Annotated in this window: 15 protein-coding genes and 1 pseudogene; 5 read left to right on the top strand and 11 right to left on the bottom strand. The window is 71.6% G+C overall.

What is annotated here, in order from left to right; translation table 11 throughout:
• Positions 1-76: 76 nt before the first annotated feature.
• Complete coding sequence (locus ACVW00_RS06190; RefSeq protein WP_457110029.1) at positions 77-877, bottom strand: HAD-IIA family hydrolase; 801 nt, start codon at positions 875-877, stop codon at positions 77-79.
• Positions 878-1,048: 171 nt separating this feature from the next.
• Here ACVW00_RS06190 and ACVW00_RS06185 point away from each other — a divergent pair.
• Positions 1,049-1,234: pseudogene (locus ACVW00_RS06185) on the top strand (response regulator transcription factor); the annotation flags it as partial.
• A gap of 77 nt (positions 1,235-1,311) precedes the next feature.
• Here ACVW00_RS06185 and ACVW00_RS06180 read toward each other — a convergent pair.
• Positions 1,312-1,887, bottom strand: coding sequence for an anti-sigma factor (locus tag ACVW00_RS06180; RefSeq protein ID WP_457110028.1), 576 nt, complete (start codon positions 1,885-1,887; stop codon positions 1,312-1,314).
• Complete coding sequence (locus ACVW00_RS06175) at positions 1,874-2,518, bottom strand: RNA polymerase sigma factor (protein WP_457110027.1); 645 nt, start codon at positions 2,516-2,518, stop codon at positions 1,874-1,876. Before ACVW00_RS06175 ends, ACVW00_RS06180 begins: the two co-directional genes overlap by 14 nt.
• Before the next feature lie 158 nt (positions 2,519-2,676).
• Here ACVW00_RS06175 and ACVW00_RS06170 point away from each other — a divergent pair, with 158 nt between their 5' ends.
• Positions 2,677-3,663, top strand: a complete 987-nt coding sequence (locus tag ACVW00_RS06170; protein ID WP_457110026.1) for a hypothetical protein — start codon at positions 2,677-2,679, stop codon at positions 3,661-3,663.
• Positions 3,664-3,710: 47 nt separating this feature from the next.
• Positions 3,711-4,109: a VOC family protein gene (locus ACVW00_RS06165; RefSeq protein ID WP_457110025.1), complete on the top strand. Its 399-nt coding sequence runs from the start codon at positions 3,711-3,713 to the stop codon at positions 4,107-4,109.
• 78 nt (positions 4,110-4,187) lie between these two features.
• On the opposite strand, the gene ACVW00_RS06160 is transcribed toward ACVW00_RS06165, so the two are convergent.
• The 3 genes from ACVW00_RS06160 to ACVW00_RS06150 all read right to left on the bottom strand — a co-directional run bounded on the left by ACVW00_RS06160 (position 4,188) and on the right by ACVW00_RS06150 (position 6,581).
• A complete protein-coding gene (locus tag ACVW00_RS06160; protein WP_457110024.1) occupies positions 4,188-5,372 on the bottom strand; it encodes a S53 family peptidase in 1,185 nt (394 codons plus the stop codon).
• A 187-nt stretch (positions 5,373-5,559) separates the two neighbouring features.
• The gene (locus tag ACVW00_RS06155) at positions 5,560-6,228 is read right to left on the bottom strand and encodes a hypothetical protein (RefSeq protein WP_457110023.1); all 669 of its coding nucleotides are present in this window, start codon (positions 6,226-6,228) and stop codon (positions 5,560-5,562) included.
• Complete coding sequence (locus ACVW00_RS06150) at positions 6,228-6,581, bottom strand: hypothetical protein (protein ID WP_457110022.1); 354 nt, start codon at positions 6,579-6,581, stop codon at positions 6,228-6,230. Before ACVW00_RS06150 ends, ACVW00_RS06155 begins: the two co-directional genes overlap by 1 nt.
• Before the next feature lie 173 nt (positions 6,582-6,754).
• Here ACVW00_RS06150 and ACVW00_RS06145 point away from each other — a divergent pair, with 173 nt between their 5' ends.
• Positions 6,755-8,677, top strand: a complete 1,923-nt coding sequence (locus tag ACVW00_RS06145; RefSeq protein WP_457110021.1) for a sensor histidine kinase — start codon at positions 6,755-6,757, stop codon at positions 8,675-8,677.
• Positions 8,674-9,342, top strand: a complete 669-nt coding sequence (locus ACVW00_RS06140; protein ID WP_457110020.1) for a response regulator — start codon at positions 8,674-8,676, stop codon at positions 9,340-9,342. Before ACVW00_RS06145 ends, ACVW00_RS06140 begins: the two co-directional genes overlap by 4 nt.
• A gap of 2 nt (positions 9,343-9,344) precedes the next feature.
• On the opposite strand, the gene ACVW00_RS06135 is transcribed toward ACVW00_RS06140, so the two are convergent.
• From ACVW00_RS06135 to ligD (ACVW00_RS06115), 5 genes are all read right to left on the bottom strand, one after another.
• The gene (locus tag ACVW00_RS06135) at positions 9,345-10,679 is read right to left on the bottom strand and encodes a cytochrome P450 (protein WP_457110019.1); all 1,335 of its coding nucleotides are present in this window, start codon (positions 10,677-10,679) and stop codon (positions 9,345-9,347) included.
• The gene (locus tag ACVW00_RS06130) at positions 10,676-12,475 is read right to left on the bottom strand and encodes a peroxidase family protein (protein ID WP_457110018.1); all 1,800 of its coding nucleotides are present in this window, start codon (positions 12,473-12,475) and stop codon (positions 10,676-10,678) included. Before ACVW00_RS06130 ends, ACVW00_RS06135 begins: the two co-directional genes overlap by 4 nt.
• Before the next feature lie 86 nt (positions 12,476-12,561).
• Positions 12,562-13,449, bottom strand: a complete 888-nt coding sequence (gene ligD, locus ACVW00_RS06125; protein WP_457110017.1) for a non-homologous end-joining DNA ligase — start codon at positions 13,447-13,449, stop codon at positions 12,562-12,564.
• A 7-nt stretch (positions 13,450-13,456) separates the two neighbouring features.
• On the bottom strand, positions 13,457-14,206 hold the full coding sequence (locus ACVW00_RS06120) for a L,D-transpeptidase family protein (RefSeq protein WP_457110016.1): 750 nt from the start codon (positions 14,204-14,206) through the stop codon (positions 13,457-13,459).
• Positions 14,203-15,156 carry a non-homologous end-joining DNA ligase gene (ligD, locus tag ACVW00_RS06115; protein WP_457110015.1) on the bottom strand — a complete coding sequence of 318 codons (954 nt, stop codon included), beginning with the start codon at positions 15,154-15,156 and terminating at the stop codon, positions 14,203-14,205. The genes ACVW00_RS06120 and ligD (ACVW00_RS06115) overlap by 4 nt, the downstream gene beginning before the upstream one ends.
• Positions 15,157-15,200: the final 44 nt, after the last annotated feature.

The raw sequence follows: 15,200 nt of genomic DNA, 5'->3' as shown, positions 1-15,200 counted from the left end.
CGCAGAGCGATAGGTCTTCCTACCCCACACGGTCACCGGGCGGGAAGACCCCGGCGCGAAATTGTGGATCCAGGCCCTAGGTGCGGACCGCGCGCTCGGCCACGACGTCGACCAGGTCGGCGATCGAGTCGACGATCCTGGTCGGCCGGTAGGGGAAGTTCTCGACCTGATGCGCCTGCGTCGACCCGGTCAGCACGAGGATCGTGCGCAGGCCGGCCTCGAGGCCGGAGATCACGTCGGTGTCCATCCGGTCGCCGACCATCACGGTCGTCTCGGAGTGCGCCTCGAGCCGGTTGAGCGCGCTGCGCATCATCAGCGGGTTGGGCTTGCCGACGAAGTACGGCTGCCTGCCGGTCGCCGTGCTGATCAACGCAGCAACCGACCCCGTCGCCGGCATCGTGCCGAGGACGCTCGGGCCGGACGGGTCCGGGTTGGTCGCGATGAACCGCGCACCGCCCTCGATCAGCCGCACGGCGCGGGTGATCGCCTCGAAGGAGTACGTGCGGGTCTCCCCCAGCACCACGTAGTCCGGGTCGCGATCGGTCATCACGTAGCCGATGTCGTGCAGCGCGGTGGTCAGGCCCGACTCGCCCAGCACGTACGCCGAGCCGCCCGGCCGCTGGTCGTCGAGGAACTGCGCCGTCGCCAGGGCCGAGGTCCAGATCGACTCCTCGGGCACGTCGAGGCCGCTGGCCAGCAGCCGCGCCCGCAGGTCGCGCGGGGTGAAGATCGAGTTGTTCGTGAGCACCAGGAAGGAGACCCCGGACCGCTTGAGGGCGTCGAGGAACTCGCTCGCTCCGGGGATCGGCTCCTCCTCGTGGACGAGCACGCCGTCCATGTCGGTGAGCCAGGTCTCGATGGGCCGGTGTTCGGTCATGGCCCCATCGTGTCAGGAGCGTCGTGCCACAGGCTCGTCGTCGCGCGTCCTCCTCGTGGATGACGAGGCCCCGAGAATCGGCCGCTGGGCGGACGAGGACGACTGCTCGCGCGCCCTAGCGTGCTGAGACATGTGGGGATCGACTCCCGAGGAAGCCGAGAGGACGAGACGATGGACGGAATCCTGAAGGACGTGCGCCGGGTCGACGCCATGCCCGCACTCGCGCTGTCGGGTCGCGAGCGCGACGTCCTCGCGCTGATGGCCCAGGGACGTTCGAACGCGGCCGTCGCCGAGACGCTCGTGGTGTCCGCCAGGACGGTCGAGAGCCACATCACGAGGATCTACTGCAAGCTCGGGATCCACGACGCGCCCGATGACCACCGACGCGTGCTGGCCGTCCTCGCAGCGCTGCGGGACGACCATGCCTTCCGGGCTCACTGCCTCGAGGTGCCGAGCAGCACGACCTCCCCGGAGGAGGCCTGGTTGCCGTCGGCGACCTCACGGGTGACGGTCAGCAGCGGGAAGTCCTGTGGTCCGACGCCGGCCCACAGCACCACCTTGCGGCCGTCGTTGAACGTGCCGATCGGGACCAGCGAGCCGGCGGCGTCCTTCAGCCAGGCCTCGTAGAACTCGCCGTTCGCGCGGCGCGGCAGACCGGTGGCGTGCAGCTCGATCTTCCAGCCGCTCGGCGTCTTCGCCAACGTGGCATCGCCGGACGCGCCCGGCGCCAGGGCGGTGCCCTTCAGGGACGCGGCGAACTGGAGGGTGTCGTCGTGCTGGTTCAGCTGGGCGCCGACGGCGACCCCAGCCGCGACGAGCACCGCCGCGGCGACTCCCCCGACGGCGTACTGGAGCCAGCGGCGGCGGCCGCCACCCGCCTCGGCGATGGCGGCGACGACCCGCTCCTGCAGGTCCGCGGGCGGCTCGGCCCACATCGCCGGGTCGGCCAGCAGTGCCTGCACGCGCTCGATCTCGGCGAGCTCGTCGGCGGTGAGCTCAGCGTCGTCCATCGGAGCCTCCTCGAGCGGTCTCGGGCGCCTCGGGTTCGGTGCGCAGGTGGGCCAGGATGCCGGCCAGTCTGCGGTGTGCACGGAACGTGCGCGACTTGACCGTGCCCAGCGGGATCTCCAGCTCGTCGGCGATCTCGGCATGGGTGAGCTCGTCGAAGTGCTGCATCCGGATCAGCTCGCGCTCGGACTCGGGCAGCTGGTCCAGCGCGCGGCGTACCTCTGCGACGTCGTGGATGCGCTCCGCCGACGGAGGCAGCGTGATCAGCGACGGGCTGTCGGAGGTGTCGACGTTGTCGAGGTTGCGGTGCCGCTTCTCCCGCCGGTGGACGTCGATGGCGACCCGCTTCGCGATGGTCGTCAGCCAGGCGCCCAGCGGACGGCTCGGGTCGTAGTTGCCGGCGGCACGCCAGGCCTGGACGAAGGTCTGCTGGGTGGCGTCCTCGGCCAGCCCGGTGTCGCCGAGCACCTTGTAGGCGATCGCGAACACCATCCGGCCGTGGGCCTGGTAGACGACCCGGACCGTGTCCGCGTCGCCGGAGGCGAACCGCAACGCCAGGTCGGCGTCGTCGAGGGCGACGGTCGTCACGGCAGCCCAGCGCTCACGGGCGGTCTCCCTCGATCCCCGGGACACCGGTGCCACGGCGGCAGTCGTCGACGTTCGTCCCATTCCCTCCCTACGCAGCCTAGAGCCTCCCGGTTCACCGGCAACCAGCCGGGAACCGGTACGCCGCCCGCCTCCGTAAGAGCCTCCGAGACCGGATCACCGGCACCCCGACGAGAAGAGCTGACATGAACCCCTCGACGAACCTCGCCAGACCGCTGGGCCTGGCCGCCGCGGCGACCCTGGCAATGGGACTGGTCGGAGCGGCACCCGCTCACGCCACGCCGGCAGCGCCGGAAGCGATCGTCAGCAACGGCGTGCTCGAGATCACCGGCGGCAACGGCCCGGACGCCGTCACGGTCGACTTCGGCAACCCCGACTCGGTCGGCGTCGACCTCGACGGCGTCAGGGAGAGCTTCGCCAGGCGCACGTTCACGACGATCTCGGTGTCCTTGGGCACCGGCGACGACCACTTCCGGGTCGCGTCCGGCGGCAGTGCGCTCACCGACCTGCCGCTCACCGTGCGCGGCGGCAACGGCGACGACGACCTCCGCGGGGGCGCCGGTGCGGACGTGCTCTTCGGCGACCGCGGTGACGACACCGTGGACGGCGGCGTCGGCACGGACACCGAGCTCCTCGGCTCGGGCGACGACGTCGCGGGCTGGACGCCGGGCGAGGGCAGCGACGCGGTCTTCGGCCAGTCCGGTGACGACACGCTCCTGTTCGACGGTTCCGACGGCAACGAGGTGATGTCACTGTCCGCGAACGGTGACCGCGCGGTGTTCCTGCGCAGCCCCGGCTCGGTCCGGATGGACCTCGACGAGGTGGAGCGCGTTCACGTCAACGCACGGGACGGAGCGGACGCCCTCACCGTCAACGACGTCAGCGGCACCGACGTACGCGAGACCAGCCTCGACCTGTCGGCGCACGGTGGCAGCGACCAGAAGGCCGACACCGTCGTCGTCAACGGCACCGACGGTGCCGACGCCCTGACCGTCGACGGCCAGGGCGGCACGGTCGACGTCGCCGGGCTGCGTCCGGAGACGACCATCACCGGCACCGACGGCTTCGACCGGCTGGAGCTGCACACGCTCGGCGGCCACGACGAGGCCGAGGTGACCGACGCGGCGAAGGCGCTGATCGGCATCGTCGTCGACCTCGGCGCCGGCCAGTGATCCGCGACCCACACCCACGATTCCAACCACAACAAGAGGAGCACCCAGTGCCCGAGTTCCCAGGCTTCACCCACGTCGCTGTCACCGTCAGCGACCTGACCCGCAGCACCCCATGGTACGCCGCCCTGTTCGACGCCGCTCCGGTGCTCGACGAGGACGTCGACGCCGGCGGGTTCCACCACACGGTGTTCGCGCTCGGCGGCGGCCAGCTGTTCGGGCTCCACCAGCACGTCACCCCGAAGGACGGAGCGTTCGACGAGCGCGCCGTGGGGCTGGACCACGTGTCGTTCGGCTGTGCCGACCGCACCGAGCTGGAGAAGTGGGCCAGCCGTCTCGACGAGCTCGGCTACCCGCACGGAGACATCGTCGACGCGCACTACGGCTCCGGGCTGTCGTTCCGCGACCCCGACGGCATCGCCCTGGAGCTCTTCGCCCCGCCGGCCTGATCGTCGCCCCGGCGGGGGTGGGACGACGACAGCCGCAGACCGGGAACCTATCCCGGCCTGCGGCTGTCGTCGTGTCGGCTAGAAGGCGCCGGTGCCGTTCGGCGTACCGAGGCCGGTCGGGCCGTCCCAGCCGGTGCGTGCCTTGCACCACTGCGACACGGGGCAGTGGCGCGAGTTGAAGCCGGAGGTGATGTCGTGCAGGTTGCCCGACGTCCCTTGGGTGTACGGCGTCGTGTTGCTGTAGCCGCCACCCGCCAAGGCGTAGACCGAGGCGATGATCGGCGCCGACTCGCTGGTCCCGCCGAACTGCCCCCACGTCGAGGTCGTCGCCGTGCTCGGGTAGTAGACGGCAAGGCCGCCCGTGCTCGGGTTCGCGGCCGCGGACACGTCGGCCATCGCGCGCTTCGCGCACCCGGTGCCGAACGAAGTCGGAGCCACTGCCGTGTTGGAGCTCGAGCAGCCGGAACCGCTGCCGCTCCACACCGTCTCGCTCACCCGCAAAGTGCCGTTCATGGTCAGCGACGTGCCGCCGACGGCGGTGACGTACGCCGACGAGGCCGGGAAGCTCGCGCCCTTGTAGCCGTTGTCACCGGTCGAGGCCGTGATCGCGATGCCGGGGTGGCGGTAGGCGGCGCCGTACGTCGCGTCGGGCAGGTCGCTGCCGCCGTAGCTGTTCGAGATCGCCACGACCCCGGGGATGCCGGCTGCGGTGTTGACCGCCGCGCCGAGGTCCGCGATCGAGGCGCTGTTGGCCTGGACGACGAGGATCTTGCAACCGGGACAGGTTGCGGAGACCGCGTCCACGTCGAGCGCCTGCTCCTGGGCCCAGCCGACGTCCATCGCCGGGAGCGAGGTGCCGCCGTTCTGGTTCATGATTCGGAGACAGCCATTCACCGTGGTGGTGCAGGCCGGCAGGCCGTAGTAGCTGCGGTAGGTCGCGAGGTCACTCTCGAGGTTGGTGTAGCCGTACGCGTCGACGATGGCGACCGTGGCCGTCGAGTTCGTCGTCAGCCCGTACGCCGACCGCACCTGTGCCGGCGACAGCGCGGCAGTGGCCGGGGTCGACGACGCGGGCGAGACACCCTTGTCGTTGACCAGCTTCAGCGCGTGGCAGGTGGCCTCGCCCTTGGCGAGCACGGCGTGGCAGACGTGCGCCGGGTGCAGCGCGGGTGCAGACGCCGACGCGGCCGGCGAACCGGCCGCAAACGCCGTGGCGACGAGGGAGGCAACTCCGACCGCCGCCACGATCCAGGACTTCTTCACGGATTCTCCTTGAAATGGGCCGGGCTCCAGAGTGCCCCGGACCGACCGGCAAAGTGCACCAAACGTGAAACTCGGGACCCCGAATGTAAAGAGAACGTGAGTGTCGAAAACATGCGGCGCACGAGTGTGCAGATAGGGAGCACGTCCGCACGGCGGCTGATACAGCCGCCGTGCGGACACCCCCGGTCTAGCGGGCGGCCGGATCCCTGAGCACCGCGGCGGCAACCGCCGCCATGCCGATCGCCGTGAGGCACCAGCCGACGAAGTCGACCTGCGGACTGCCCAGGACCACGGTGGCGACGAAGTGCAGCGGCTGGGAGACCGTGATCGCCCAGGCGGCCCACGCGGGGATCCGGCCCGACCTCAGCAGCGCGAGGCCGAGCAGCACGGTGCCGACCACGTGCCCGACGACGAAGACGGCAAGCGAGACATCCACGGCCGGGTGCGCCGCGGAGACCACCGCAGCGCTGTCGGCTGCCGACAGGCCTGCGTCGTGAGTGCTCCACAGCAGGTCGTCGGCGCCGAGCATCATCCCGAGCGAGAGGTAGCCGGGGACGCTGAGGGCCAGCGCCCACGCGGTCAGCCGCGGTGCCACGTCACGACACACGCGGGCGGCGACGAAGAGCCCCGGGACAAGGGTGAGGATGCCGACGTACGCGAGCCAGATCACCGCGGTCTGACGACCCGGGTGGGCGGCCACGGCCGCGACCATCCCTGCCGAGGAGCTCTCCGTGTAGTACGGGAGCAGCAGCCGCAGCACGGCGATCGAGAGCGGGCCCACCGGGAGCAGGACCGCGACCGCCCACAGCGCCGGTGAGACCGTCCGCGTGCGCGCCGCAGTGAGCGTCGTGGTCATCACGCCACCGCCTCGGTGCGCGTCCGTGCGGTGAGCAGCACGGCCACCGCGGTGAGCAGGACGATCGTTCCCGCGGCCGCCTGGGCGCCGGCAGGCACGTCGGAGACGAAGAACGCCGGGATGGCGGTGACCGCCGACAGCACCCGAAGGCCGATGAGCAGCCGGAGCGAACGGGAAGGGTCGCGGAACGCCTGGACGACCAGCACGAGCGACGCGAGGCCGAGCAGCGTCCCCAGTGCGGCGACGGCGTACGGCGGGTGGTCGCCGTCGGTGAGGAGGATCCCGGCGGTGTCGGCGACCGACAGCAGGCCGAAGAGGACGAGGCCGATGCGACGGCCGGTGGGGTTGTTCATGGTGGTTGCCCTTCGAGAGGTGGCTGATGCACTCACGCTGGCGTCCGGCGACACCCTTCAGGCAGAGGAATGCTCCCGTCCTGCCGAGCAATCGCCCGGGTCGGCCGGGAAGGATTCCCGGTCCCCCGACCCACGCGCGGCGGTATCTTCGGGCGACCCGCAGGAGGTGTCGGATGCGCAGCAGGTGGCTCGCAGGTGCGCTCGGCGTCGGCGCGGTGCTCGCGTCCGTCGGCGCCGCGGTCTGCGCCCAGGCCGCCGGCTGGACCTTTCACGACGCGCTCGAGAACTTCGTGGTCAGCAACATCGTGATCGGGCTGGGCTTCGCCCTCTGCGGCGCGCTCATCGCGTGGCACCGGCCGCAGCTGTCGCTGGGCTGGATGTACGCCGTCGGCGGAGTGTGCCAGGCGCTCTCCGCACTCGCGGCACCGCTGGGCGAGCTGCTGGCCGACCACGACGTCGCCGGCTGGGTCGTCCGGCTGGACATGACGGTCTTCCAGTGGGCGTGGCCGGTGAACATCGCCCTGATCCCGATCTCCTTGCTGCTGCTCCCGGACGGCAGGCTCGCGTCTCCGCGCTGGCGGCCGGTGATGATCGCGCTCGCGGCAACGGCTCCGCTCTTCGTCCTCGAGGTGGGCCTCGACCCGACGCCGCCGAACACCGACCTGCCCAGGGCCTTCCTGACCCTCCGGCACCACACGTACGACGGCCTCGGCTGGCTGTGGACGCTCAGCGAGCTGCGCTGGGCGCTGTCGGTGCTGATCGGCGTGGTGTGCCTGGTGGCCCGCTACCGGCGCGGGAGCGAGATGGTGCGTCGGCAGCTGCTGTGGCTGGTCGCCGCGGGGGCCGTCATCGTGGTGGCGGTCACGCCGTGGGCGCTGGTCGCCGGCACACCGCTGGTGGTGCTGTTCACGATCCCGCTGCTGCCGGCCGCGGTCGCAGCTGCGGTGCTGCGCCACCAGCTCCTCGACATCCGGCTCGTGGTCGCCCGCGGGCTCAGCTACGCCCTGCTCTCCGGCCTCGTCCTCGCGGCGTACGCCGGGCTGGTCGTCGTGCTCTCCGGCGTCGCGTCCGCCCTGCTCGTCGCTCTGATCGCGCTCCCGCTGCGCTCACGGCTGCAGGTCGCCGTCGACCAGCTGCTCTACGGCGAGCGTGGCAACCCGCTGAAGGTGGCCTCGCGCGTCGGCCGCTCGCTGGGCGCCGGCCTGCAGGGCACGCTGGAGGAGATCAGGACCGCGCTGCGGCTGCCCTACGTCGGCGTCGTCGTCGACGGCCAGCCGCTCGCGTCCGGAGGTGCTCTCACGGGGAAATCCGCGGAGCTGCCGCTGGAGAGGGGGACTCTCGTGGTCGGCCTGCGCGCCGGCGAGACCAGGCTCTCCCCCGCCGACGAGCGGGTGCTCACGCTCCTGTCCGGGCCGCTCTCGACGGCGGCGCAGGCGACCACCCTCCTCGAGCAGCTCCAGGTCTCCCGGGAGCGACTCGTCGCCGCTCGCGAGGAGGAGCGCCGCCGACTCCGCCGGGAGCTCCACGACGGGCTCGGCCCGCTGCTGACCGGGGTGGCCCTCTCCGCGGACACCGCGGCCAACCTCGCCGGCGGCGACCACGACTCCGACCTGCAACGACGGCTGAGCTCGGTACGGTCCGACACCCGGTCCGCGATCGGCGAGGTCCGCAGGATCGTCGACAACCTCGGGTCGCCGGCGCTGGACGACCTCGGCCTGGTCGAGGCGCTCCGGATCCGCGCCGACCAGGTGCGCGAGCGCTCCGACGGTGGCCCGCTGCGGGCCCTCGTCGAGGCGCCCGACCTGCCGCCGTTGCCGCCGGCGGTCGAGCAGGCGGTCTACCGGATCGCGACCGAGGCACTCACCAACGTCGTGCGGCACTCGCGGGCCAAGGCGGTCGTGGTCAGGCTGGGCGCCGACGCTTCCAGCCTGCACTGCGAGGTCGCCGACGACGGCGGGCGCACGGCGGCCTGGCGGCCGGGTGTCGGGATCGCCGCGATGCGGGAGCGGGTCGCCGAGCTCGGCGGCACCTGCGAAGCCGGCCCCGGACCGCGAGGTGGCCTCGTGCGGATCTGCCTCCCGACGGTGCCGGCATGACCACCGCACCGATCCGCGTCCTGGTCGCCGACGACCATCCGGTTGTCCGGTCGGGACTGGTGGGCGTGCTCTCCTCGCTCGACGGATTCGAGGTCGTAGCCGTCGCGGCCGACGGCCAGGAAGCGGTCCGGGAGGCAGTCCTGCAGAGACCCGACGTCGCGCTGATGGACCTCCGGATGCCCGGCACCGACGGGTTCACGGCGATCCGGGAGCTGGCCCGGGTCGCGCCCTCCGTGCGCGTCTGCGTGCTGACCATGTACGACGACGACGACTCGCTCTTCGCCGCGATGCGGGCCGGAGCGCAGGGCTACCTGCTCAAGGGGGCCGAGCAGGACGAGATCGCCCGGGCCGTGCGGGCGATCGCTGCCGGCGAGGTGATCTTCGGCCCGGGCATCGCCGTACGGGTGCTGCACCAGCTGAACGCGCCGCCCGCGCAGGCGACGGCCTCCGCCTTCCCCGACCTGACGGCGCGCGAGCTCGAGGTCCTCGACCTGCTGGCCGCCGCGACCCCGACCGCCGCGATCGCACGCCGCCTCGAGGTCAGCACCAAGACGGTCAGCAACCACGTGTCGAACATCCTGGCCAAGCTCCAGGTCGCCGATCGCACCCAGGCGGCGATGAAGGCGCGCGAGGCAGGGCTCGGGCAGCTGCCGCCCCGGGCCTGACCTCAACGAGCCTGGAGCTCGATCTCCAGGGAGTTGAGGTCCAGGGAGTAGGGCATCGGCTTGCCGGGGCGTGGTTGCGGGCCGGCGGTCACCACCGGGTCGGCCTTCGTCAGCAGCCGGCCGAGGAACGCCTGGCCGAGGAAGACCGAGAGCCCGGCGCCCGGGCAGCCCTGGGGGCCGTTGCTGAAGAAGTTGAACGACCAGTCCGTGGAGGCGTCGCCGGCGACCCACTCCTCGGGCGCGAACCGGTCGGCGTACGGGACCCGGTCGCGGTTGCGGTGGTTGAACAAGTTGTGGATCAGCACCTGGGTGCCGGCGGGCAACGGCTCGCCCTGCGGGAACCGGACGGCCTCGGTCGTCACCCGGCCGAACAGCGGGGTGGTCGGCCAGAGCCGCATCGTGTCCTGGATGCAGCCGGCCAGGTACGTCGCTCCGGCGACCGTCTTGGCGTCGGTGAGGCGCTTGCCGGCGAGCTCCGCGCGCACCTCGTCGAGCTGGAGCGGGTGGGAGGCCAGCACCGCCAGGGTGCGCATCAGGTTCGCCGGGAGGGTGTCCCCCATCGCGAACAGCCAGTGGATCAGCTGTCCGGGGGCGTCCACCTCGTCGTCGGCCGTCTGCGGCGCCTTGGCCACCAGTCCGGTCAGGGCCGTGTCGTCCGGGGCGTCGACGTACTTCCGCAGCCGGGCGTGGAACCCGTCGTACCCGGCGGCCGGCTTGCCGGGCATCTTGTTGCCCGCGTCCATCAGCTCGCCGAGCTGGCCCGTGAGCTGCTCGTCGTGGGTCGCGTCCACGCCGAGCACGACCCGGCGGGTGAGGCGCTGGAACGCGTCGTTGACGTCACCCCACGTGACCGGGCGGCCCAGCGCGAGCAGCCCGTCGGCCGCCGACACCGCGGCGCCCGCGAACCCGCGGCCCAGCCGGTGGACCGGCCGCCGCGTGTCGAGGACCGCCTCGGCGAAGGCACGTCGCGACGACCAGAGGTCGCCGCGCGACAGCGTGAGCGCCGTGGGCTGGAAGGCGGCCATGCCCTTCCGCTTCGTCTCGGGGTCGGACGCGAACGGCGACGGCGATCCCTCGAGCACGCGCCGGATGTCGTCGGGGTGGTGCACGAGCAGCACCTCGTCGGTGACCAGGCGCACCCAGAACGGGTCCGGGCCGTACTTCTTCACCAGCGACGCCGTGCACCCGTAGGCCTGCTGGTCGGCCTGGACCAGCCCGGCGACGGCGACGACCTTGTCGCGCTTGCGGAACAGCCCCTGGACCACGTTGGGCACCCCGACCTGGGCGGTGAAGCGAACTCCCTCGGGGATGCTGGCGTGCTTGAAGTCCAGCGTCACGCGCCGGCCTTCTTCCAGGGGGCGAAGGCGTTCTGGTTGCCCTCGAGCGCGGGCGCCAGCTCGGGGAAGTGCCGGACGACCACGTCGGCCATGGTGTGCCGGTCGATCCAGTCCAGGCCCTGGGGCGTGTAGACCTCGGGGGTGTAGTCGCGGGTGAAGAACCGGTCGCTCTTGAGCCGTCGCGACGCCATCAGGATGAAGATCCGGAACGCCGTGTCGCTGAACCCGAACCCCGACGGCGGCTTCTCGCCGAGCAGGCCGACCTGCAGGTCGACGTCGTCGATCCGGTCGTCGTACAAGTCGCGGATCTGGTCGTTCCAGACCGGGTCGGGGGTCAGCTTGTCGAACGAGCGGATCCGCGGCATCCGCAGCTGCTCGCGGAAGTCGTTGTAGCGGCGCACCCCGCGCTCCCGGTCGCGCAGCACGTCGATCGTGCCCAGGTCGACGTGCTGCCCGGTGACCCGGGTGTGGTCCATCAGCGCCCGCGGGTGGTTGTGCAGCGTGATCTTGCCGGGGTGCTCGGTGCCGAAGTGGTACATCAGGTCGGACCAGCCGTACTTGTCGACCGCCGCACGCGTGTCGTTGCCCATCAGCGAGTTGAACTCGACCTCCTCGATCAGCGCCCCGGAGCGGTGGTCGTGGATCGCGTAGTCGTCGGGGATCAGAGGGTGCAGCCGGTAGACCGAGATGAACTCCTCGGTGATCGCGAACGACGCACCGTGGTGCTTCAGCTCGCTGCCGATGATCCCGGCGCCGGCCTCGAGGTCGAGCGTCTTGGTGAGCAGGCGACTGGCCCGGGCCCACTGCGGCAGGGCGCCGTACCAGTTCGCGTGCATGCCGGTCTGCAGCACCGGCGTGTTGAGGATGCCGGGCGTCCACTCGACGGTGTGGATCTTCGCCATCAGCGCGGCGTTGACCAGACGGGCGGTGAGGAAGAGCCGCTCGTCGTCCCACGACGGGTAGGCCTTCCGGAGCATGTCGCAGATCGCGTTGTGCTCCTTGACGAACATCGTGTGCAGCAACGACAGCCCGACCCAGTAGTTGTCGTTGAAGCCGGTGCGGTCTATGCCGGCGAGCACCGGGTCCTCCTCGAGGGGCAGCTTCCCGTCGAGGAGCTGCATCTTGCCGTCCTCGCCGGCGCGCATCACCCGGTTCTGGTCCTCGCTCGAGCCGTAGATGGACGAGCCGTCCCACCAGTGGGTCACCTTGTTGAGGTACGTCGCCGGACGGCCGTCCTCGGGGTCGTGGGTGCGGTCGGCCGTCGTGCGCTCGACGACCATCGGGTCCTCCGACCAGTCGTCGCCGGCAGCCAGGTCGACGTCGATCCGTCGCTCGGGATCGTTCGCGCCGTGGCCGAACCACCCGTGGTTCTGGAACTGGATCCAGGCAGCGGCCAGCACGTTCAGCCCGGTGGCCGGCTGGAACTCGTCGCGCCAGAAGAGCCGGCGGCTGACCTCGCGAGGCGACGGCGTGAGCAACCGGGGAGGCTCCTCGGCCTGGGTCTGGTCGAGCGCGAAGTTGCGCCCGAACCGCGTGCCGGCCGAGCCCATCAGCGCGTCGTAGGGGTCCTGGAAGGTGCCGTCGTAGGTGCGGTACGGCGGCAGGTCGGGGACCTCCTCCTCGACCCTGTCGTCCCGGGTGTCGTGGAGGTTGTCGTGGCGCAGGTCCTCGCGCAGCGCGGCGAGGTTCAGGGCTCCGGCGGCCCCGGGGAGCTTGTGCCACGGGACGCCCGCCTTGTTGACCGTGCGCCACACCGCGGCGTTCGTCCCGGTGATCAGTCCGCGGATCGACGGCATGACGCATCCCTTCGTCAGCCTCCCTGAGCGGAAGTTACCACCGCCGCGGCGGCGCCGGGAGTCCCCGGAAGTCCTGCGTCCGACGCTCAGAGGTCGCGCGCGAGCACCTCGTCGAAGCGCAGGTGCTCGATGCCGAACGGGTCGTCCGCCCCCGCCTCGATCTCGTCCCAGCTGCGCGGCGCCGCGACCGTCGGCACGTCGCGCCCGCGCAGGGAGTACGGCGCGATGGTGGTCTTCGAGCCGCTGTTCTGCGACCAGTCGAGGAACACCTTGCCGCCGCGGCGTGCCTTGGTCATCTGCGACACCACCAGCTTGGGGTGCGACCTCTCCAGCTCCTCGGCGATGCCCTTGGCGTAGTCCCGCACCTGGTCGGTGTCGCGACGGCCGTCGACCTCGGCGTACAGGTGGATGCCCTTGGAGCCACTGGTGACGGGAAGGCAGTCGAGGCCATCTCCGGCCAGCCGTTCACGGACGAGGAGGGCGACCTGCGAGCACTCCATCAGCCCGGCGGGGTCGCCGGGATCGAGGTCGATCACCATCTTGTCCGGGTGACGCGGCCGGCCCTTGGCGTCGACCGTCCACTGGTGCACGTGCAGCTCGAGCGCGGCGAGGTTGACCAGCCAGGTCAGCGTCGCCAGGGAGTCGACGACCGGGAACTCGAGCGTGCCCGCCTCCTTCGAGGCCGTCCTCGACCCGGTCGTCGGGACCTTCACCGTGCGGACCCAGCTCGGGGTGCCGCCGGGCACGTTCTTCTCGAAGAACGACTTGTCGCCGGTGCCGTGCGGCCAGCGGATCCGCGTGACCGCCCGGTCGGCGAGCACCGGCAGCATCCGCGGCGCGACCTGCGCGTAGTAGTTGAGCACCTCGCCCTTGGTGGTGCCGGTGCGCGGGTACATCACCTTCTCGAGGTTGACCAACGTCAGCGTGCGGCCCTCGACCTCGACCCGGACCTCGGTGCGCTCGTGCTCGGGCATGTGCCGACTATCTCCCGATCGCGATGACCGGGTGAAGGGCCGGATCGAGGGTCGCCAGCGTGGTCCGCAGGAACCACCGGGGGGCCGAAGCACACCCGGCGGTGGCACCGCGCCCGTTCACGTGCAGGAAGATCCCGGCACCACGGTGGCGAACCTGCTCGTCGTAGTTGAAGCTGGTGACGATCGCGTACTCGTACTGCCGGGGGAAGTCGGTGAGGAGCTCCGAGGAGTTCAGCCGGCTCTCCGGGAGCGACCAGCGGAAACCGCCCTCGGCCTTGTTGCGGTAGCGGTTGTAGTACGCCGACCGGTTGTCCTCGACCCAGTAGTCACCGGGCGCGATCCGGCGATGGGTCAGGCGCCACGCCGGGTCGGCGGGATGGGTGCCGAAGGACCACATCAGGTCGTAGGTCCCCAGCGGTGTCGTGCCGGTGGCCTGCTTGCGGAGGAGTGGCCGCACCAGGCCGCCGTACCCGGTGTGCCCGGACCTCGACCGCGCCACCAGCTGCCAGCCCGAGGCGGAGAGCTGCCACAGGGAGACCCGAGCACGGCTGCCCGACGTGTGGTTCACGGTGACGACCTGGCCGCCACCGGCGGGGAGGGCGACCCGCACGCCGTCCAGGACGACGTGGGTGCCGGTGGCCCCGGTGACGGCGACCCGGGCGCCGTCCGTCCCGGCGGCGGGGGTGTTCGCGGGCGCCGACGTGCCGCCGAGCGCCAGCAGCACGGCGGCCACGAGCGGGCCGAACCAGCCGATCACGCGTCCTCCCCCCTCCCGATCAGGTCCGTGACCTCCAGATCGGTGCGCACCCCACGGTACGCCGGCTGCCGGAGCCGTCCATCGGTCGTGATCGCCAGGTACTGCACGTCCACGATGACCTCCGGGTCCACCCAGACGGTCCCGGCCGTGTCGACCCGCGGCAGCGCCGTCGCGAACGGAGAGGTGTCGCGCGCCATCGGCCGGAGCAGCTCTCCGAGGCGCTGACCGGCCTTGCCGGCGATGCCGGCGCCGACCCGCCCGCGGAAGACCAGGCCGTCGTCGGTCGGCTCGCCCACCAGCACCGCGCCGAGGCGGTGGTCGCTGTCGGTCTCGAACCGGAACCCCCCGACCACGAACGACCCCGTGGGCCGGATCGGGAACTTCAGCCAGTCGCGGCTGCGCCGTCCCGGGTGGTACGCCGAGGACCAGCGCTTGCTGACGATGCCCTCGAGCCGTTGAGCCTGGGCGGCCTCGAGGAGCGAGGGTCCGTCCTCGTAGGTGGCCGGCACCTGGACCGACGCGGCGATCGCCGGTGCCTCGAGGCCCAGCGACTCCAGCCGTGCCCGGCGCTCCCGCAGCGGCTGCCGGGAGAGGTCCTCGTCGTCGATGCGCAGGACGTCGAAGGCCAGCAGCGTGACCGGGTTCGTCTCCGCGAGCCTGGCGACCTTCTTCACGTCGCGCAGGTGCATCCGGTCGGCCAGCGCCCCGAAGGTCGGCACCCCGTTGCCCAGCGCCACGATCTCGCCGTCGAGCACGACGTCATGGCCCAGCGACGCGAGCGCCTGCAGCTCGGGCCAGGCCACGGAGATGTCGTTCTCGTTGCGCGACCAGACCCGCACCCGGTCGGCGGTGACCTCCACGAGCGCGCGGATGCCGTCCCACTTCACCTCGTGGGTCCACTCCGGACCCTCGGGCACGTGGTCGCCCCGGGTCGCCAGCATCGGCTGCATGCCGCTCATGCTGCCAGTGGGGACCCGGGGCGCGTCTGCGGAAC

This window comes from Marmoricola sp. URHA0025 HA25, assembly GCF_054059435.1.
The sequence above is the reverse complement of the archived record's forward strand: the minus strand, read 5'-3'. Positions and strand labels throughout refer to the sequence as shown.

Excerpts from the sequence above, each read along its gene's own strand:
- ligD (WP_457110015.1), bottom strand. The coding sequence starts at position 15,156 with ATGCAGCCGATGCTGGCGACCCGGGGCGACCACGTGCCCGAGGGTCCG.
- ACVW00_RS06155 (WP_457110023.1), bottom strand. The coding sequence starts at position 6,228 with ATGACCACGACGCTCACTGCGGCGCGCACGCGGACGGTCTCACCGGCG.
- ACVW00_RS06170 (WP_457110026.1), top strand. The coding sequence starts at position 2,677 with ATGAACCCCTCGACGAACCTCGCCAGACCGCTGGGCCTGGCCGCCGCG.
- ligD (WP_457110017.1), bottom strand. The coding sequence starts at position 13,449 with ATGCCCGAGCACGAGCGCACCGAGGTCCGGGTCGAGGTCGAGGGCCGC.
- ACVW00_RS06150 (WP_457110022.1), bottom strand. The coding sequence starts at position 6,581 with ATGAACAACCCCACCGGCCGTCGCATCGGCCTCGTCCTCTTCGGCCTG.
- ACVW00_RS06140 (WP_457110020.1), top strand. The coding sequence starts at position 8,674 with ATGACCACCGCACCGATCCGCGTCCTGGTCGCCGACGACCATCCGGTT.
- ACVW00_RS06130 (WP_457110018.1), bottom strand. The coding sequence starts at position 12,475 with ATGCCGTCGATCCGCGGACTGATCACCGGGACGAACGCCGCGGTGTGG.
- ACVW00_RS06180 (WP_457110028.1), bottom strand. The coding sequence starts at position 1,887 with ATGGACGACGCTGAGCTCACCGCCGACGAGCTCGCCGAGATCGAGCGC.
- ACVW00_RS06145 (WP_457110021.1), top strand. The coding sequence starts at position 6,755 with ATGCGCAGCAGGTGGCTCGCAGGTGCGCTCGGCGTCGGCGCGGTGCTC.
- ACVW00_RS06190 (WP_457110029.1), bottom strand. The coding sequence starts at position 877 with ATGACCGAACACCGGCCCATCGAGACCTGGCTCACCGACATGGACGGC.